Source organism: Alteromonas sp. 009811495, from assembly GCF_028865455.1.
In the GTDB taxonomy this organism is placed as follows: Bacteria; Pseudomonadota; Gammaproteobacteria; order Enterobacterales; family Alteromonadaceae; genus Alteromonas.
The window spans coordinates 1,551,246-1,571,064 of the sequence record NZ_CP113972.1 but is presented as its reverse complement, the minus strand read 5'-3'; the positions used below and the strand labels follow the sequence as shown (position 1 = coordinate 1,571,064).

The 19,819-nt window shown below is 43.8% G+C and carries 20 protein-coding genes; 11 read left to right on the top strand and 9 right to left on the bottom strand.

Features of this window, described 5'->3' with window-relative positions:
* The first annotated feature begins 94 nt into the window (after positions 1–94).
* The 8 genes from nadK (at position 95) to OZ660_RS07140 (ending at position 6,709) form a co-directional block, all read left to right on the top strand.
* Positions 95–970: an NAD(+) kinase gene (gene nadK, locus OZ660_RS07175; protein ID WP_202264770.1), complete on the top strand. Its 876-nt coding sequence runs from the start codon at positions 95–97 to the stop codon at positions 968–970.
* 244 nt (positions 971–1,214) lie between these two features.
* Positions 1,215–1,721, top strand: coding sequence for a DNA starvation/stationary phase protection protein Dps (dps, locus tag OZ660_RS07170; RefSeq protein WP_202264768.1), 507 nt, complete (start codon positions 1,215–1,217; stop codon positions 1,719–1,721).
* 234 nt (positions 1,722–1,955) lie between these two features.
* Positions 1,956–3,641 carry a DNA repair protein RecN gene (recN, locus tag OZ660_RS07165; RefSeq protein WP_274743019.1) on the top strand — a complete coding sequence of 562 codons (1,686 nt, stop codon included), beginning with the start codon at positions 1,956–1,958 and terminating at the stop codon, positions 3,639–3,641.
* Positions 3,642–3,761: 120 nt separating this feature from the next.
* Entirely contained in the window at positions 3,762–4,118 is a 357-nt protein-coding gene (locus OZ660_RS07160) for an outer membrane protein assembly factor BamE (RefSeq protein WP_202264764.1), read from the top strand.
* Between the two features lie 104 nt (positions 4,119–4,222).
* The gene (gene tmpT / locus OZ660_RS07155) at positions 4,223–4,876 is read left to right on the top strand and encodes a thiopurine S-methyltransferase (protein WP_274743018.1); all 654 of its coding nucleotides are present in this window, start codon (positions 4,223–4,225) and stop codon (positions 4,874–4,876) included.
* Between the two features lie 123 nt (positions 4,877–4,999).
* A complete protein-coding gene (locus OZ660_RS07150; protein WP_202264761.1) occupies positions 5,000–5,350 on the top strand; it encodes a hypothetical protein in 351 nt (116 codons plus the stop codon).
* 121 nt (positions 5,351–5,471) lie between these two features.
* Positions 5,472–6,017: a TlpA family protein disulfide reductase gene (locus tag OZ660_RS07145; RefSeq protein WP_274743017.1), complete on the top strand. Its 546-nt coding sequence runs from the start codon at positions 5,472–5,474 to the stop codon at positions 6,015–6,017.
* 89 nt (positions 6,018–6,106) lie between these two features.
* Positions 6,107–6,709, top strand: coding sequence for a DUF998 domain-containing protein (locus OZ660_RS07140; RefSeq protein ID WP_202264757.1), 603 nt, complete (start codon positions 6,107–6,109; stop codon positions 6,707–6,709).
* An 8-nt stretch (positions 6,710–6,717) separates the two neighbouring features.
* Here the strand turns inward: OZ660_RS07140 and OZ660_RS07135 are convergent, their stop codons facing one another.
* Complete coding sequence (locus OZ660_RS07135) at positions 6,718–8,004, bottom strand: DUF445 domain-containing protein (RefSeq protein WP_274743016.1); 1,287 nt, start codon at positions 8,002–8,004, stop codon at positions 6,718–6,720.
* Between the two features lie 629 nt (positions 8,005–8,633).
* On the opposite strand from OZ660_RS07135, the gene OZ660_RS07130 reads away from it, so the two are divergent.
* Positions 8,634–9,305 (top strand): hypothetical protein, encoded by a 672-nt coding sequence (locus OZ660_RS07130; protein WP_274743015.1) that lies wholly within the window; start codon positions 8,634–8,636, stop codon positions 9,303–9,305.
* 32 nt (positions 9,306–9,337) lie between these two features.
* Positions 9,338–9,919: a sugar O-acetyltransferase gene (locus OZ660_RS07125; RefSeq protein ID WP_274743014.1), complete on the top strand. Its 582-nt coding sequence runs from the start codon at positions 9,338–9,340 to the stop codon at positions 9,917–9,919.
* Positions 9,920–9,924: 5 nt separating this feature from the next.
* Here OZ660_RS07125 and OZ660_RS07120 read toward each other — a convergent pair whose 3' ends face one another.
* The 5 genes from OZ660_RS07120 to dkgB all read right to left on the bottom strand — a co-directional run bounded on the left by OZ660_RS07120 (position 9,925) and on the right by dkgB (position 16,313).
* Positions 9,925–11,979, bottom strand: a complete 2,055-nt coding sequence (locus OZ660_RS07120) for an alpha/beta hydrolase family protein (RefSeq protein ID WP_274743013.1) — start codon at positions 11,977–11,979, stop codon at positions 9,925–9,927.
* Between the two features lie 199 nt (positions 11,980–12,178).
* The gene (locus tag OZ660_RS07115; RefSeq protein WP_274743012.1) at positions 12,179–14,002 is read right to left on the bottom strand and encodes a hypothetical protein; all 1,824 of its coding nucleotides are present in this window, start codon (positions 14,000–14,002) and stop codon (positions 12,179–12,181) included.
* Positions 14,002–14,916 (bottom strand): ABC transporter ATP-binding protein, encoded by a 915-nt coding sequence (locus OZ660_RS07110; RefSeq protein ID WP_274743011.1) that lies wholly within the window; start codon positions 14,914–14,916, stop codon positions 14,002–14,004. Before OZ660_RS07110 ends, OZ660_RS07115 begins: the two co-directional genes overlap by 1 nt.
* A 1-nt stretch (position 14,917) precedes the next feature.
* A complete protein-coding gene (locus tag OZ660_RS07105; protein WP_274743010.1) occupies positions 14,918–15,346 on the bottom strand; it encodes a GntR family transcriptional regulator in 429 nt (142 codons plus the stop codon).
* 163 nt (positions 15,347–15,509) lie between these two features.
* The gene (gene dkgB, locus OZ660_RS07100) at positions 15,510–16,313 is read right to left on the bottom strand and encodes a 2,5-didehydrogluconate reductase DkgB (RefSeq protein ID WP_274743009.1); all 804 of its coding nucleotides are present in this window, start codon (positions 16,311–16,313) and stop codon (positions 15,510–15,512) included.
* Between the two features lie 233 nt (positions 16,314–16,546).
* On the opposite strand from dkgB, the gene OZ660_RS07095 reads away from it, so the two are divergent.
* A complete protein-coding gene (locus tag OZ660_RS07095; protein ID WP_274743008.1) occupies positions 16,547–17,290 on the top strand; it encodes a hypothetical protein in 744 nt (247 codons plus the stop codon).
* 101 nt (positions 17,291–17,391) lie between these two features.
* Here the strand turns inward: OZ660_RS07095 and rluB are convergent, their stop codons facing one another.
* From rluB to OZ660_RS07080, 3 genes are read right to left on the bottom strand one after another with little or no spacing between them, the layout of a single operon-like run.
* On the bottom strand, positions 17,392–18,288 hold the full coding sequence (rluB, locus tag OZ660_RS07090; RefSeq protein ID WP_274743007.1) for a 23S rRNA pseudouridine(2605) synthase RluB: 897 nt from the start codon (positions 18,286–18,288) through the stop codon (positions 17,392–17,394).
* 38 nt (positions 18,289–18,326) lie between these two features.
* A complete protein-coding gene (gene scpB, locus OZ660_RS07085) occupies positions 18,327–18,920 on the bottom strand; it encodes an SMC-Scp complex subunit ScpB (RefSeq protein WP_274743006.1) in 594 nt (197 codons plus the stop codon).
* Positions 18,907–19,752, bottom strand: a complete 846-nt coding sequence (locus OZ660_RS07080; protein WP_202265958.1) for a segregation and condensation protein A — start codon at positions 19,750–19,752, stop codon at positions 18,907–18,909. The genes scpB and OZ660_RS07080 overlap by 14 nt, the downstream gene beginning before the upstream one ends.
* Between the last annotated feature and the right edge of the window lie 67 nt (positions 19,753–19,819).

Genomic DNA, 19,819 nt, shown 5'->3' with positions numbered 1-19,819 from the left:
CTTTAGGTGACCCAATAACACTTTAACGCTTTCCTTTTGCAAAATACCTGTGCTAATGTCCAACTCATTGGAAATGAAAGGACATTAGCGTTCCATGCCCTATCAAACCGTTGCTTTAATTGGAAAACCTCAACACGCTGCTACTCACGATAGCTTGAATATTCTTGCTGACTATTTACTGGCCAAAGGCTGTGAATTGCTAGTTGAAGAAAGTATTGCTGAAGAGTTAGAAACCGATAATTTTCGAAGCTGCAATCTTGTTACCATCGGCAAAGAAGCTGATTTAGCGGTCGTTGTTGGCGGTGATGGCAGTATGCTTGGCGCAGCGCGTGTATTAGCGCGATTTGATATTCACGTTGTGGGGGTAAATCGCGGTAACCTTGGTTTTTTAACAGATATTCATCCTGATGAAATCACACAGCAACTCGAATTACTATTTACCGGCGAGTGCGTGGTCGAGGAGCGCTTTTTACTTGAGGTAGAGGTCTACCGTCACGAAAAGCTCAAAAGCAATAATTCGGCAGTAAACGAAGTCGTCCTTCACCATGGCAAAGTAGCGCACATGATGGAGTTTGAGATATACATTGATGACCAGTTTGTATTCAGCCAGCGAAGCGATGGACTTATCGTTGCCACGCCTACCGGGTCGACTGCCTATTCCCTGTCTGCCGGGGGGCCTATCATTATGCCCAAACTAGACGCATTAACATTAGTACCCATGTTTCCTCACACGCTAAGTAGCCGCCCTATTGTGGTGGATGCCGATAGCCAAGTGTCGATGAAAGTCTCTAAGGTTAACAGCGATTCACTTCAGGTAAGCTGCGATAGTCATATCGTTTTACCCGTACTACCCGGTGATGAAATTCGAATAAACAAAAGCGCTGACAAGCTACATTTGGTCCATCCAAAAGGCTACAGCTATTTTAACGTATTACGTAAAAAGTTAGGTTGGGGCAGTAAGCTTTACTAAGCGTGCCTCGTTACCTGATTACCTCGTTCAATAATTCCTGCACTTATTACACGTGTGTGTAGGTTTTTCTTAATGTTAGCCTTTTGAAAAATAAAGATTTTTTAATAATTTCATTTTTTCTCATATAAATCTAGCGCTTACCGTTTCTCCTGAGTTCGGCATGGCCGTTGCACCACTCTTATTACGTTTTTCAAGAAGCGCTAGAAAGCATCTATTTTTTTGCACTAGATAATCAGGAGATATCATGAGCACGACCAATATCAAATTTACGGCACCCGGAATGGATAACGACGCCGCTGCAAAAACCATTGAGGTATTGGAGAAGCGTTTAGTGGCCTTACTCGACCTACAACTAACACTAAAACATATTCACTGGAATGTCGTTGGTCCAAACTTTATTGGCGTACACGAGATGTTAGACCCTCAGGTTGACGCCGTACGTGACATGACAGATACCATTGCAGAGCGTATCGCAACCCTAGGTGGAGTACCTAAGGGAACCCCTAAGGCCATTGTTGAAGGTCGTACTTGGGACGACTACAACATTGGTAAAGGCTTAGTAATGGATCACCTAAAAGCACTCGATGCGGTTTATGCTGGCGTTAATGGCGACCACCGCAGTGCGATTGAAACTCTCGGTGACCTCGATGCAGTATCAGAAGATATGATCACAGGTCAATTAGCTGACCTTGAGCAATTTCAGTGGTTCGTGCGCGCGCACATTGAATCTGGCAGCGGCGAGCTGCAGTAATTATTACAATTTATGGTAATAAAGAGAGGCTTTGCCTCTCTTTTTTTACGTTTGATATACAGTGATTTGAGTCAACGTACTTACATCACCATGAGAAAAATAAACACTTTATAATCATAAGGTTAGCCCTTCACTAACGTCTTCATACACACTCTTCTCTTTACACAGAAAAAATACTGTATATATTTACAAGTACTGTATAAATCATCATGTTCAACTTTTTCGAGTGTGGTTATGTTAGCGCATCTTTCTATTTCAAATTTTGCAGTTGTTAAACAATTATCGGTTCAGTTAGAAAATGGACTTACCGCTATTACTGGTGAAACAGGTGCGGGTAAGTCTATTGCAATTGATGCACTGAGCCTGTGTTTAGGCGAGCGTGCTGATGCCAATGCGGTAAGAAAAGGTACGGCAAAAGCAGAGATCATCGCGCACTTTTCACTAGATGATAATGTAAAAGCGAAAGCATTTTTAGATGAACATGAACTCACGTCTGATGAAGACGACAACGCATGCTTTATTCGACGTGTAATTTCAAAAGAAGGGCGTTCCAAAGCCTTTATCAATGGCGTGCCTGCTTCGCTACAACAACTGAAGGGGTTGGGACAGTACTTGTTAGCCATTCACGGACAAAATACGCACCTGCAGCTACTAAAAGAAGATCACCAGCGCCATTTAATTGATAGCTACGCTAGGCACCCTACTCTACTTGAAGCCGTAAAACGTGCCTATAATTTATGGCGTGATAAACAGAAAACACTGAGTGACTTACAGGCCCAAGCGCAGCAACGTGAGGATCGCCTTCAACTACTCACGTATCAAGTTCAAGAGCTTGACGAATTCGCAATAGAAGACGGTGAGTTTGAAGAATTAGAAGTAGAGCATAAACGCCTAAGTAATGGACAGAGCTTGCTGGAGCAAGCACAAACGAGTGTTTACAACTTGTATGAAAGTGATGAAGGCAACGCGCTATCGGTGATTCAAAACAGCATTGAGCGTTTGGGCGAACTCGAAGCACATGATGCAACGTTAACCCCTATTATCGCGATGCTAAACGATGCTGCCATTCAAGTAGAAGAAGCAGCGGGTGAACTTCGCAGCTATTGTGACCAATTAGAGATTGATCCATTGCGTTTACAACACGTTGAAGCCCGTTATGCAAAAGCGATGGAACTTGCCAGAAAGCATTCAGTAATGCCTGAAGACTTATATAGACACCATCAAGAGTTAGCGGGCGAATTCCGTTTACTTGGTGAGCAAGAGTCACTGCTTGGCACGTTAGAGTCTGAGGTGGAAGATGCAAGAAAAACATATTTAACAACGACTAAACATCTATCAGAAAGTCGAATTGTTGCCGCAGCTAAGCTATCTAGTGACATTGAAGATCAAATACAGCAAATGAACATGCCTCACGCTAGGGTATGCATAGACGTTAATTATGATGAACTTAGAAAGCCAATCAGCACAGGTTTAGATACCGTTGAATTTAAAGTGTCGACAAACCCAGGCCAAGACGCTGATAAGCTTGAGAAAGTGGTGTCAGGTGGAGAGTTATCTCGTATCGGCTTAGCTATCCAGGTTATTGCTAGCGATAATGATGCCACTCCAACTATGATATTCGATGAAGTAGATACGGGTATTAGTGGGCCGACGGCATCAATTGTTGGTGGCCTACTGCGCAAATTAGGTAAGCAATCTCAAGTTATGTGTGTTACTCATTTACCTCAAGTTGCAGCGCAGGCGCATAATCAGCTTTTTGTCACCAAACTCACCGATGGGGAAAGTACTGAAACACAAATGCTTGCACTTACCAAACAAGACAGAATTGATGAGTTAGCACGCTTACTAGCAGGTGATAAAATAACCAAATCTGCACTTGCTAATGCAAAAGAACTACTTAAAAGCGCTGCATCGAACTAAAATGCAGTTGATTGGTCATAGTTGTCAATGTAGCATGCTTTCGCGCTTGCAATAAAACAGCCTGTTTTTAACTTTATTAAGGACAGGCACGAACAAAGGCAATACTGGACACAATAACGCATGAAGTTGCAACACCTATTAGTAATTCTTAGCATCACTCTTACCACAACCGCTTGCTCTAACTGGATTTATCGAATTGACGTACCTCAGGGTAACTTCCTTGACCAAAGGGATGTAGAGAAACTACGCGTTGGCATGACAAAAGAACAGGTTATTTACGTTTTAGGCAACCCGGTTGTTCAAGACTCGTTTGACGACGATACATGGTATTACGTTTACGATATGAAGCGCGGCATGAAAAAGCGCGGCGAAGATTTTCAAAAGCAGATGATCATCAACTTTGTTGATAACAAAGTCACCACGGTAGAAGGTGATTTTGAACTGTCTGAAGACTTTAATACCCCACTCGATAACTAAGAAAAATCTCAAAGGTAGCGGATTGTTTTTGCTACCTTTTTCTTTTGCTCTCACTTTAAAAGACTTTATATTCTGCATTAAAACCTACTTTCTAAGGGGCACATATGGAACATAGTTTTTGGCACAGCAAATGGCAAAAAAATGAAATTGGATTTCACGAGCCCAAAGGCAATGCGCTACTCGTTAAATATGCAGAAAAGTTACTAGAGCCGGACACTTCAAAAATACCGCGAATATTTGTACCGTTATGTGGCAAAACTAGGGATATCAGTTGGCTGTTGTCTCAAGGGGCTGAGGTAGTCGGCGCCGAATTGAGTGAATTAGCGATTGAACAGCTTTTTGAAGAACTGGGTGTGTCACCGAATATCACTACTACGCCCAAGGGTAAGATTTATTCGAAAGATACCCTAACTGTATTCGTTGGTGACATTTTTAAACTCAATTCACAAGACATCGGCGATGTATCTGCCATATACGATAGAGCCGCCCTAGTAGCCCTTCCTGATACCCTAAGAGCGCAATATGCCTCTCATTTAGCCCAAATCACAAATAATGCCACGCAACTAATTATCTCGTTTGAATATGATCAAAGTATAATGGCAGGCCCACCGTTTAGTGTTAATGAACGTATGGTCGATACACTTTATGCTGATAAATACCATGTTACTCGCTTAGAGCGCTCTGAATTAATTGGAGGCCTAAAAGGCAAAGTCGACGCAGACAATTTGGTTTTTCACTTAGTTGCGAAACAGAAATAAAGTACACGTCAAAATAAACAGCCTTTATGCAGTTGACTGCTAATTTGCAAAGCGACTATTTTGAAGCTTGGTTAGTGAATTGAACACAATCAGTGGTGAAGGGAATTACATGGAAGGAATTGGATGGAAACTAAAACTCGGACAATAGTAACTACCCTCGCCTCTCATGGTGAAAATGGTTGTGGGTTGATTTCACTCTCGCTTGAAACTGGCATTAGCCAAGACTATCTTCGAGCATTCTTAAAGCAGCACAAGCAATACTGCGCTTCTATCGACAACTATAAATTCAAGATTAACAGGCAAGCTGAAAACTCAGAATCGTTAGATGACATCATAAAGTCAATTGAACAAACGCGAACTGAAAAATACATTAAGGGTCGAGTCAACAAGGCTTTTTGTTTGGGCGTTATAGTGGCAACCTGCATTCCAGTTGCGTTTAATTTCTTATTCTATTTATACGAATTGTGGTTTTAGCTTAGCGCGTATCAAGCTTAGCTACATCATTCATATTGAATTGGCAATAAAACACGTTGTTAAGCTAGTATAAAGACCGTGAAATCGTTCTAAAGGACTGATATATGACAAGTCGGAGGTCATGTTGAAAACAATACACCTATTATTTCTTTTTAGTTGTTACAGTGCGGTTTGTAACGCAAGCACGTACGAAGAAAAAGTTGCGCTGTCAAAAGCGTTAGTTGGACAACAGGTTCAGACACCTACGTTTTTAACTTCATCGGGTAATGAAGTGTCCTTCCCCTCTTTAGAAGGTAAACCTACTGTTGCCTACTTCTTTGCATCATGGTGTGCTCCTTGTTACAGCTCATTGAAAAACTTACAAGCAGTTCAAAGCGAACATCCACAATCGGTTAATGTCGTTGCTATTTCGGTTGATGATGACTGGGACGAGCTAAATACAATGCTTGAGAAAACGGGATACACTGGCACAGTGTGGAAATCTGAAGCTGACAGCGATGTTCTGATTAAAAAAATGTTTGGAAACTATGCAGGCTCAATTCCTTACACCATTAAAATAAGTGCAGATGGCGTGCTCACAGAGTCGAGTTACTCAATCAAAACCGAGCCACAGTGGAAAGCAACGTTAAGTAATGAAGTATCACTGGAAGACGCTGAGCTAAAATAGTACAAACTGATAGCTTCTGAACGCGAAGAATATACGCATTTAACCCAAAGAACTGATTTTATTTTCCAATATTTACGGGGCGATTGAGAGTGGACACCTTTTTATCTTTTGCAGGCATCCTCGCATCAATTTGGATTGTGCTGGGTATTTATATCGCATCGCGATTTTATCCAAATTATAGTCATTCAAGGCAATTCTGTAGTGAACTTGGCGCTTTTGGCAGCCCCACTCAAACGTTATCACCCGCTATCAATAATTATCCATTGGGCATTTTGTTCGTGCTTTACGGAGCTTACGTAAGCTATCGTTTTCATATACACGTGCCCACCCTATTTATTGGCTTGATGATCATTGTTCATGGAATCGGAACTTGGATATGTGGCATCTATCCTATGGATGCTGATCCATATACAACAACACCTTCGAAGAGCTCTAAAATTCACACGTGGTCAGGCCTAATAATGCTGATTTCATTTATCATTGCACCCGCCATTGTGGCTTTTTCTAGTGTCTATCCAACATCGCTTCGGCTTATATCAGTGTTGTGTATCACGGGCTGCTTTTACTATTCTTTCAAACTGGCAAAAGCACTTGAGCAACGAACCGTTCCCGGCCTATATCAAAGGCTTAGTTATGGCTTTCAAATACTATGGTTGTTCGTTTATTCTCTCTATGTCGTAGCGATGTACTGAAGCCGTTTTCACAGACCAACGAGTGTTTCAATGCCAAACAGGATTGCACCAATAAGCCCGCCAACTATTGTGCCGTTTATACGCACTTTTTGCAGATCACGTCCGATATTAAGCTCTACCTGTTGCGCCATTTCACGCTCGTCCCAACTGTTAATGGTATCTCTGATATGTCGAGTTAAGAATTCAGCAAGTTCCGGTGCCATATATTTCGCGGCTTCGCCTATGTGCTTATTGAAAGCTCGTGACAACTCACTATCACTTGTGAGGTTTGTACCAATATCTTTAAGCAAAGACGCTACCTTAGTTTCAGCTTTCCCCTCTTTCTCATCAAGCGTTGCTAGCAACCAAGTATGAAAGCGCCCCCACGACTGATGCACGTAATTTTTGAGCGCAGGATCATTCACAATCTTCTCTCGATAGCCATTCACTTTCTTTTCCATTAACGGGCTATGCTGTAATTCGTACAAAAATTCATGAACTTGCTCATCAAAAGCATGGCGAATTGGATGCTCTTCATCGTGATAGATATCTTCCAGTATGCTCGACACCGCTTTAACCGCGATTAGCGCCCCCTGTTCACTTAACCAGCTTGACGGCAAAATTTTCTCTAATCGGCTGTATTCAGTTTTAAGCCACACCACTAGCGTATCTGCGATATAAATTTGTGTATCTGGCTGCGCCATTAAATTTGTCAATTTGCCTAACACGCGATCAAGCACAACCTGATGTTGCCGCTCCCGCGTGACAGCGTTAAGCGATGTCGCCATAAGCTGGCGCAAGTCGAGTTGTTTAATGCCTTTTTCAGCAGTACGGGCAATAAACGCCTTAACAGGTTCGTCGTCCAGCACTCGCAGCACGCCTGCAAGGGCATCGCAAATAAAGCGACTTAACCGAGTAGCATTAGCATCGACAACTAGCCATCGCCCCGCGCCCTTGGCAGGATCGCTGCTGCTGATTAAATTCTCTATCGCTTCTGGGTGAAAAAATTTCTCTTTCACAAATAGTGAAAGGTTATTCGCAATAACACTTTTGTTATTCGCAACTATGTTGGTATGAGGTATGGGATATTTTGCTGGTATAGGTTTAAACAGCGCAGTCACCGCGAACCAGTCCGCTAGCCCTCCAACTAAAGCAGCTTCACTGGCCATTTTAATAAGACCAAGCCACCAAGCGCTGGCTAACTCAGGTATAAATTTAGGTGCTGCTGTGGTTATCATAAAAACACTAGCGGCGAAGATTAAACACCCCAATGCCAGTCGCTTGGCCTGCGCTAACTGCGTGTATTTATCCTGCATGAAATCTCCATTTACAATCTTCAATCTTGCCGTATACCATCACCAGCAAAGGGTACGCTGGCGAAATAGCGTTTAAAATGTTCTCTTACCACACCGTGATATTATGCAAGCACATGCAAGCAATAGGCCTTTGTTAAGCAACGTTAGCCCTTAAGGACAAATCAACCCTTCCACTTTCATGCTAAACCACTTTACAGTATCTAAGCTTGCATTGATTTAGACAGCCATCTTTTTAACACTTTCCACTATTTAGGACAGACACTTTTTAGCAATATTTAGGACAGTCACTTTTTTCACGCTAAACAAGTGGGTGTCCAGTTTTGACATTTGTTTTTTACCCAACGCCAATTTGTAGAATTCTCGCTCACAAAACAATGTTCAAATTCCCTATAAAATAGTGAGTTACGCCAACTTTAAGTCAGTCAAACTTTCTGGCTTTCTACTTTTCACCCTAAAAACATGTAACTCACTGTTATTAATAGATAAATAATAGTGGCACATAATATGATTACCAATAACGTAAAACTGGTTATTGCTAGTTACGATTATTTACATTTAATAACAACGTTTTGCGTTACATTGAGCGACAATCCCCTCGCTCATCTGCTGTTCAAAAAGGAAATAAGAAAATGAAAAAGTCTATGATTGCTGGTGCTGTATTACTTGCTTCTGCTTCAATGTTGTCTGGCTGTGTTATCCATGTAGGCAACGCCAGCGCAATGGACGGTAGCGATTTTAGTTCGATATTGGGCAACATTGATATCGCTGAAGGTAAACACGCGGGTGATATTTCATCTGTTAATGGTAATGTTGAAATTAGCGACCATGCTGGTGCAGACGATGTCAGCATTGTGAATGGTAATTTAGAAATGGAAAGCCATGTTACGGTTCGCAGTATCGACATCGTTAATGGCGATATTTCAGCAACATCACACCTTAGTGTCTTAGGTAATGTTGAATCAGTAAATGGTAATATTACTCTACCGAAACAAAGCACCATAGGCGGTCATGTAGAAACGGTAAATGGGGATATCACTGCCACTGATACCGTAATAGAAGATGATGTTGAAACACTTAACGGTGACATTACACTTAAAGGCAATACGCATATTGTCGGTAACATCATTTATCGCGATAGCGAAAGCTCATGGGGCGAACGCTCGGACAACAAACCGACACTGACTATCGAGAGCGACGTTGTGATTGATGGTACTATTATCTTAGAGCGCCCTGTTAATTTAGCATTCGACAATGACGCATTTGATAAAAAAGTGGTTGTCAGTTACGGCGGAGCGCAGTAACGTAGCGCTTTTTCAAGTGCTAGCACCTACCTATGACCGAACAGGAAAAGATGTTGTCAGGCGAGTTGTACTACCCGTCTGACAAATTACTCACCACGCTGCGAAAGCAGTGCCGTCAACAGCTCGACCTCTTAAATGCCACCTGCCAAACCGAGCATAAGAAGCGCACCCAACTCTTAAAAACCTTGTTTGGAAGCACCGGTAAGCGGCTTTATATCGAATCGACATTTAAGTGCGACTATGGCGAGAATATTCATGTTGGCGAAAACTTTTACGCTAATTTCAACTGCGTTATTTTAGATGCTGCTCGTGTAACGATAGGCGACAATTGTATGCTCGCCCCTCAGGTAGGGCTATATACAGCTACTCACCCCATTGACCCGCTACAAAGAGCCACCGGCATTGAGTTCGCCAAGCCTATAACACTTGGCGATAACTGTTGGATTGGCGGTATGGCGGTGATAAACCCAGGCGTAACGCTTGGCAATAACGTTGTTGTTGCCTCTGGTGCTGTGGTGACAAAGTCGTTTGGCGACAATGTGGTACTAGCAGGTAATCCCGCCAAAGTGATAAAACACATAGAGCCAGGCGAAAACCCGCTAGTTAACCCGTAAACGCTTTAGTTACCCACGCTATTGGTGTCGATAGCCATAAATTTATCGAAATAGCGTGTGAGCGATGGTGTCATTTTTTCCTCCATTCTCCCATGAAGGTGTGTAAACAGCGCACGCTCAAGCAAGTAAAGGTAACCGTCTTTGGCAAGTGTACTGTTTGGGCTGTGCCCTTCTCGGGCATCACTCACTAAACTAATGGCCTTGCCATCGGCCTGTAGCCTTAACGCAAATTCTCGCACATCTTCAATCGCTACCCTATCATCTTGCGCACCAGCCCACATATACAGAGGCTTATCAATCTTCTGCCAATGCTTATCAGGCGACTTTTCATAAAGGTGTGTCACGTCTTGGCGATTGGTAATATCAACCATCAAAGCGGAAAAGCGAGGCAAACGCATTGGCAAGAAAACTGCGGGTATAGCTGATTTGTAGTGCCTGATGGTATTAGACATATTGTTGGGAGCGGCGGCGGCAAAAGCAACGCTAAATTTATCGGGTGTAAACGCCAATGCATTAATTGCGCTAAAACCACCAAACGAATGCCCAACAATAGCTAAACGATCTGCACGGCCCACACCATTTTCAAGCAAGTAATCAACACCGTCGATAATATCCTGCTGAACACGTCCGTTACCAAAATCGCGCTGAGCGCTTGTCATGTATGCCTGTCCCATACCCGTTGAACCCCGAAAATTGGGCTCGAACACCGCATAACCCCGGTTCGCCATAAACTGGCTAATACGATTGTAGGAGCCATGACTTCTATTCCACGGTCCTCCATGAGGAAAAACAACCAAGGGAACCTCGCTGGCCTTATAACCATTAGGTAATGTCAGGTAACCAAACAACTGCATACCATCAGTGGCTTTGTACTGAATTGGCACTCTAAGCGCTGACCATGTTGCGTCTGTTTGCGAGGGTTCGATGTGCGATAAAGGGCTTATCCAGGTGTCAGACTCGGCCAAATAAAGCCTAAAATGCACGTTTCCACTTTGCTGATCTTCTTCGGCAACCAGCCAGTGTGTTAACGACTTATCAGGGGTAAAACGATAAATATTATCACTTATTCTGCTCGTCAGCCTATTGAGCAACGCCTCGGCATTTGGCGTTAACGCTTCGTAGTGAACATACTGAGTTTCATAACCCAAAAGAAACGGTTTGCCCTCCGGTGATACAAAAAACTGTGAAGCATCAAACGGTGGACTATTTTCGGTTGTAATGGCTTCCTTGATTCCAGTCTTCGTGTTTATGGCGTGAAGCGTCGCGGTGTCATTGTCAATTTGACCAGAGAGCAGCAATGTGTGTGTTTGCGCAGACCAGTGATGTATTTTACACGTATCGAACACCTCGCACTTTATGATTTCTCGTTCTTTATCAGCAAGCAGCTGAACAATGCTTTGATAATCGTTACCCATTAGTGAGACAAACCTTACCGCCTCTTCATCTGCCCAAAAATTCATTATTGGAAGTGGCGAGCGGTACTGAATAGATTCGTTTGTGTGACTGTCCGGTTTTGAGTGACTGTCCGATTGCTCACCCGAATTGCGTTTGAAGTGACTGTCCTTTTTTAGATTTGAGTGACTGTCCACTTTTATTAGCGAGTACATGCTTTGGCTAACATCGTATTTAAGCAGCCAAAATGCGTCGGGGTTATGGCTGTCTGTTTTAACAAACAAGGTATTGGCATCGCTTAGGCGATAGCGCGTTTGCGCAAGCTGTTGTGTAGATAGCCCAACAAATACAATCCGTTTTGCGTCCACATAAACAAGGCGATTGCTGTCGGCTGTCCAACTTAGGTTTTCAAAGTTGTGCGCAGTGATAAGCTTTACATGGTTATCCGACGCAACGTTATAAACCCAAAGTTGCTTGCGCTTATTTTCCTTAATGACGTAGCTCATTTTAAGGCCATCGGGCGATAGCAATACGCTTTCGACAGGCTGCTCTTTATTAAACACAGCCCTACTGATTAACGCAGACTTCGGTTTAGAAAGCGCCTCCTGCTTTGCTCGCTCAATGGGTACATATTCATTGTTTTCCTGCGCGGCGTAGGATGCTTTCATTGCAATACCCACCCAGGACACACATAACCATAGATACACTGATACCTGCCATCTGGTATTCATAGCATTCCTCTAAAATTTAAAAACGGATTGAGGTTGCAAACACCACCTTAGCCGAGTGTTTGCTAGCGGCAACCACGTTTTGTGCCTTACATGATTGCCGTTTGGTAGTTAACTCTTTGGTAAGTATTTCGACGTATTAACTTCGCCTTAGCGGCTGAAGCAACACAAAACTGAGTAACGCGGGAAGCCCCAACATCATGCCTAATACACGCCAGGTAAGGCGAAGACTCGCTTTGTCGACAAGGGCTCTGGTAAGGCGCCACAACACTAACACCGAGGCGAATTGAAGCAGTGCGGCAACCACCCAAATGTAAAGCGGATAGTGTTGATTTTTTATGTCTTCAAGGCTCATGTAGCGGCTTTCAAATGGGTCAATGAAATGGGCAAGCAGCTCTTCCGACACAAAGATAAACGGCGCTACAATAAAGTTATAGTGTCGTACCCAACCAGGTAAACTGTGTAAATAGAACTCACGCTCCCCCAGTTTTTCGCTACTGCCATCAAGGCGAGTAATAAATACTTCTGCGCCTGGGCGATCAAACCCGAAATAGTGTTCGCCAGTAAAGATAAGTAAATATCCATCGGCCACTTTTAACCCATATGCGGTGTCAGCTCCACCAACACTTGCTGGATAAACAAACTGATAATCCACCACAAACTCGGCAAAATCATCATATAGCGTATTGCGATTAAACATCAAAAGCTGTGTAGAGGTGGAAATTCTGCCTACCTGCTCTGACAACCATAACGCACTGGTATAGCGCTCACCAGCATTAGGACGGTGTTTGACAAGCAAGGACTTTGTTTCAAAATCGATGCTGTATAGGCCATCTGGCGTCGATAAGAACTTGCCTTGGCTTAAATGAGGCACAAACTTAAAACGGTCATTGTTTTTCGCATCATTAACCGACGCCAGAAAGCCATCGCGCCCAATCGCACCTAACGACTTCCCAGAGTAACCATCAACGCCTACAAGCAGCATTTCATCATGTGAAAACTTCCACACATTGCGCGTATCGGGGTCGACAATAGCGTCTTGATTATCAAATCGGTGCAGCTGATTTTTTCGCGCCGACTGCCATCGAGTCACTGGTAGCGACATAACGTCCGCAAGCTTGGCTTGATTTGCATAGTGCGCGGCTTGCGCATGACCACTGCCCTCTAGTATGTAGCCTACCGCATTTTCAAAGTTATTTTCCCAGATCAGCTTTCGTGTGCCATCAACCGGGTTCATATCAGGGTGTTTACCTATCGCCATCATCGGCAAGTGATAAAATACGGTGGTAGCAAGTATGAGCACTATGACCACACTATAACTCACGCCGGTTGCCAACAAGCCTGTGCCCAAGGGAGTATCCAGTGGTTTATTCAAATCTGGCTTAAAGCTTTTAATGTTTAAATAGAACAAGGCGCAAAGCATAAACACCAGAGGTACGTATTGCGCTACGGTGTTTTTTGGCTCTGGGAAAAAAGCAATAAATAATGTGTAAAACACCAAAATAGCAAACCGAGAACGATGCAATACTGAGAGCGTTCCCACCATGTAGCAAGACGCATTAAGTAAAGTAAGATAGCCAATAAACTGGTAATGACGCCAATCGACAACTTTATTGGTAAAGTTATCGTACCCCAGCGTAGTGATAAGTAACGACAAGGAAATCGTACTCATAAGAACGGTAATGCCTGCCAGCATAAGGCTTAGGTAAATTTTGCTGCTGTCTAAGGGCCGGTGGATAAGAAAAACCCAGAAGTTTTTCTTCTTCCATAACAGAGCGTGCACAATACCAAAAACGAGCGAGACAATAATGCTTCCCACCGTAAGTAAAAAACCCATATTGCGATGCAAAATATCCCACAAGCCCATTTTGGGCAGCATTAAGTATGCCGCAAGAAGTAAGGCTAACGCCGTTGAGGCGAGCAACGCAAAGCGTTGAAATTCGCTTTTATAAAGTGCAAACATTACGACAGCTCCACAGGCTTGTTATGGTTTCTGGTGAGGTAAGCGTTAACCGCGTTTTCAAGGTTCACTGGCATAGACTGCACAAATTTGGCCCCCATAAGCTTTAGCAGGGATGCAAAGTTTGTATCGCTTACTTGGTCGGCCACCACAATGTGATGCAGCCCTTCGATAATTTTGTAGGTCAAAAAGCCCGGAATATTTTCTGGCTCAAAAGCCCTGCCGTCGAAATCTACCGTCCACGCAGTGACTTTAGAGAGAAACTCATCGGGCGAACAATTATTGATAAGCCTTCCCTTTTCCATAAGAATGAGGTTGTCTGCCAAGCGCTCTATCTCTTCCATTTGGTGTGAACAGTAAATAATTGCCGCATCTTGTTCAGTGCCTATCAGCATCAATGACTCTAAAAAGCTTTGCTTAGCCACCACGTCTAACCCAAGCGTAGGCTCATCTAGAATCAACAGTTTAGGCTGCTGCGCCAGTGCTAAAGACAAGCTAAAACCTGCCCTTTCCCCTCTTGATAGCCCCGACACCTTCTGTTTTGGATCGATATCGAAGTAGCTAATAGTTCGGTTAAATACATCTTGTTCCCATTGTGGGTAAAAGCTACGCTGCAATTTCATTACACTGGACACAGACATCCACTCAGGCAATGTATGCTCTTCGTTTACATAGCCTATTTGAGCGCGGTCTTTAGACGTTAGGTGTTGGGAAGGTCTTCCTAAAACATGACAGCTTCCTGAAGTTGGCGTATCAATGCCAAGCAACAGCCTAAATAGCGTAGATTTACCTGCTCCATTACTGCCTACAATGGTATGAATACCGCTGCGCGGCACTCTCAGCGTGAAACCATCTAGCGCCTTTTTATTACCAAATTGACGGGTTAACAAATCCGTTTCGATACACACTTCAGACATGTTATTCACCGTTTGACGCTTTACGAGGGCGAACGCTTTCCAGTGCATTAGCTACTGTACTAAGCAACGTCTCTTGGCTGTAATCTAGATAGGCTACTTCATTGACAAAGACTTCAACAGCACTGTCTAATTTCTGCTGCTGTGCTTCCTGACTCAACATTTGGCGCTGCTGCGCCACAAATAGTCCTTTGCCTTGATGCGATTCAAGCACACCTTGTGAGGTAAGCTCGTTGTAGGCTTTTGCCACTGTATTGGCATTAACCAGCAGTTGCGTAGCAAGCCCTCGTACGCTTGGAAGTTTGGCCCCGACCTCTAGTTCATTGCGCGCCACCAGCATACGGACCTGATCGACAATTTGCTTGAAAATAGGGCGAGCATCTCCAGTGGAGACCTGAATACTTAACGGTTTCACTTTTTGTATATTTTGCATATTACACTCAACTGTACCATCTGTATTAATACAGTATACATCGTTCGTTATTTATGCAAACATTTTTTAAAAAAAAGGACAGACACAAAAAAACGGTGAGGCGTGCTATTGCTCGCCTCACCGTTTTTGTGCGGTATACCTACTAACTTAATTTATCGGCTAATCAGTCCCACTGCGGCGCGAAATCAGGGTCAACAATTCGCTTGCCGTTATCTAAACCGTCTATTCGCTGTAATTCTTCATCTGACAATTGGACACCACCATAGGCAAGGTTTTCTGAAAGGTGCTGTCTACTTGTTGAAGAAGGTATGGCGTAATAATGGCGCTTTTCCATCCAAGAGAGAACGACCTGAGCAGGGGTGGCATCATGTGCATTTGCGATTTGCTTTAACGTTTCGTCTTCCATGACATCGCCAACCGCAAACGGCATATAAGCGGTAACTCGGATCCCCTTATCGCGACACGCTTTCACCACCTGATGATTTTGCATAAACGGATGCAGTTCAATCTGATTGGTATACAACTCACCGTTACCTAGAATTGCCTCTGCTTTGTTCATCAGATCTATTGTGAAGTTAGACACACCTATGTGCCTTGCCAGACCTAGCTTTTTCGCTTCAGCGAGCTGAGTTAAGTAAGCTTCAAGCGCAATGTCTGTCCCAGGGTAAGGCCAATGAACAAGCAGCAAATCGACATATTCAAGCTTCAGCTTTGCCAAACTCTCGTGAACGCTAGGGATAAAATGATCGTCACCAAGCGACTCATACCATACTTTTGTGGTGACAAATAAATCTGAGCGCGCGATACCGCTAGTTTGAATTGCATCGCCAACTTGCGCCTCATTTCCATATATTTGTGCTGTATCAATATGTCTAAAACCCACATCTAACGCATTGGTGACAGCATCTCGCGCCACGTCACCTTCGAGTCGAAATGTGCCTATTCCTAACTGCGGCATGTCTTTCATAGCATCTCCTTGTCAACATTAATGAATACCAATACCTACGGCTAACATGCTGAGGAAGATCGCCTTTATACTTAAGTAGCAAATGTAATGTATTGCTCCCGTTGCGTTTTTTCTTGTGCTAATCTGCTGTTGATGTGAATTATGGCAAAGTATCTAGACAGGCTTTTGATATAGTGTTGAAGATAAACGTGTTTGAACACCTTGTATGCGCGCTCGCTGCTACAATATGTTTTGTGAGCCCATATTCACTTGCCACAGAAAATCAAACGCTGCCGAAAACCTTGCGAATTGGTGTAGAAGATATCAACTATGCGCCAGTAATGAATTTTACTGAAGGTAAGCACGACGGCCTCCTGTATCAAATTCTTCATGAATTCGCCTTACAAAATGACATTGAGCTATCATTTATTCCTCTACCATTGAATCGCTTTCCTTTCTGGTTCGATGAAAATGCCATTGATATCCGACTGCCTGATAACGCGCGTTGGAAGCTGAGCTCAACGAATAACATTCGTTACAGTGCGCCGATGATCACCGTGTGTGATACTACTGTAGTACTCGATAAAAATAGAGACATGCCACCAGATGCCTTCATGCGATTAGGCTTGCCAATAGGGTTTACGCCATCAAGCAAATGGAAAGATGCAATTGAGACGGGCAAATTAGAGATAGTAAGAGATACCTCCTTAAGGGTACTCGCACAAATGTTGGTTAATGAAATGATTGATGGCATTGATGTAAACATTGCTATCATCCAAAATGAGCTCAAGCATTTAGGCAAATCTCCTGCTCTTGTGTCGGTTTCTAGTCGCGTAAATGCCGATCCAGTGAAGTACCAAATTTCAACAAAACATCACACCGAAGTAATTGATAGCTTCAATAGCTTCGTTACTGACAACAAAGAAAGAATTGAAACCTGGGCAAATGACAATGGCATCGCCATAGCGCCCCAATGCGATCGTTTCCGTTCAAATTGATTCAGCCCAAAGAGTTTCATTGAACGTAACAATTATTTAAGCACAAAAAAAGCCGCTATTTAGCGGCTTCTCTGCATCATAATTTTGGGTGTTGGACAGTGCTACTTGCGTTTACTTGGACGCCCTGCTCGCTTGTTTAACCCCTGCTGCTTACGCACCTTGTGCTTTTTCACAGACCGGCGCATACGGCTAAGTCTGGCATGATCAAGCTTGCCTTGTCGCAAGTTCACCATAGTTTGCGTTTCATCTGGCAGTTGAACATGGCTTCGAAGCGCATTGACATCTTCAAGCCCTAGCTCTACCCAAGCGCCTTGTGGTAAACGTTTTTGCAGCTCAATTGGCCCGTATTTAACGCGGATAAGTCGGCTCACTTGTACGCCTTGCGACTCCCACAAACGACGAACCTCACGATTACGCCCTTCTTTCAAGGTTACGTTAAACCAGCGGTTCATGCTTTCTTCTTCAGCGTGCTGTGGCGTTGGCGTACCTGAAATTGTCAGGAATTTCGCTTCGCCGTCTTCCAGTTCAACACCTTTTTGCAAGGTGTTGAGGGTTTTGCCCGTTACCTCACCAAATACACGTACCGCATACTCGCGTTCAACTTCGCACTTAGGGTGCATCAAACGATTCGCTAATTCACCGTCGTTAGTAAACAGTAATAAACCGCTGGTGTTCATATCAAGGCGACCAACAGTGATCCACCTACCTAAGCGAATGGCAGGTAATCTATCGAACACGGTATCTCGGCCTTCAGGGTCGTGACGGCTACACAACTCGCCTTCGGGTTTGTTGTACATCAATACACGGCATATCGGTTGCTCGGTTTGACGAGACAATAAATGCCCGTCTACACGAATTTGCGCGGTGTGATCAACTCTATCGCCGAGAGTAGCAACGGCACCATTTACAGATACACGTCCCTCTTCTATCCAACGCTCCATTTCTCGTCGCGAGCCTAGCCCTTGGTTAGCCAGCACTTTTTGCAACTTTTCAGTCATGGTTTCACTCTTTAATTGCTTGTTTACGGTCGCACGGTCTATTCAGACGGTGCCTCATTTAACACCTTAAGCGGCGAGTCAGACGCAATGCTTTCAGCCATATTTTCAAACGCTTCAGCGTTAGGTAAATCACCTAACGACGTCATCGAAAAATAATCCAAAAAGCCTTTTGTGGTAGCGTACAATGCCGGTCGCCCCGGCACCTCTTTGTGACCCACTACCTTTATCCAATCTCGTTCTGTGAGTGTCTTTATAATATTGCTGCTTACCGCAACACCACGCACTTGTTCAATTTCTCCGCGCGTGATGGGCTGACGGTAGGCAATAAGCGCCAATGTTTCGAGCATCGCTCGTGAATATTTGGGCACATTTTCTTGCCATAATTTACTTAACCACGGGCTAAGCGCATCTAACGACTGAAATCGAAAGCCGCTTGCAACTTCTACTAACTGAATACCGCGAGGTTGGTAATCTAACTTTAGCTCGTTTAGCACCTTACTCAAGGTTCTATCCGCCACGCTAAATTCATTCAGTACAGTCTCTTTAAGCTGTTGTCTTGAAATAGGTTTATCAGCAACAAATATAGCTGCCTCTACCAACTGCTTAAGCTGCGCCGTGTTAATTTTCTTCATGAGCACCTAATTTTACATGAATTTTGGCATAAGGACCTGCCTGAATGCACAAAATAAGCTGTTCTTTTACTAATTCTAAAATGGCGAGGAAACAAACCACAACGCCGGCCTTACCTTCTTCTACCGTAAAAAGGCGCTCAAGAGGCGTATATTCGGTATTATTTAGCACAGATAATATCAACGACATGCGCTCTCTGGTGCTAAGCGCCTCCCGTTCAATGGTGTGATGCTCGAAGGCCTCAGCCCGTTTCATTGCTGCGCTAAAGGCAAGCACAATTTCAGCAAGGGTAACATCAGGCTCAATGCGAATAGGTGCTACGTTATCGCTTGTCTCTACATGCACGTTGTAAATGTCACGCTCTAGGCGAGGCTGCAAATCTAAGTCTTCTGCGGCCTGCTTCACCAGCTCATATTCTTTTAACCTGCGAATAAGCTCGGCGCGTGGATCTTCTTCTTCGTCCGACTCATCGCTGCGTTTTGGCAACAATAACCTTGATTTTATTTCGGCAAGAATAGCGGCCATCAACAGGTATTCAGCGGCCAGTTCAAGCTTTAGTGACATCATTGCATCAACATATTCCATGTATTGCTTGGTCACATCGGCAATAGGCAACGTAGTGATATCGAACTTTTGCTTTCTAATTAAATACAGCAGTAAATCGAGGGGGCCTTCAAAGGTCTCTAAAATAACCTCTAGCGCATCAGGCGGAATAAAAAGATCTTCAGGCTTTTCTATGACGGCCTCGCCATTAATAAACGCAAGCGGCAATGGCTGCTGTACCGGCGTTGCCGCGGTATTTTGCAGTGCTACTTCGTTATCTGGCGCAGTCACAACAGCGTCGCTCTGAATGCTGTTTTCTTTTGATTCCGGCACAATTCTTCGTTCTTGTTATGCGTTT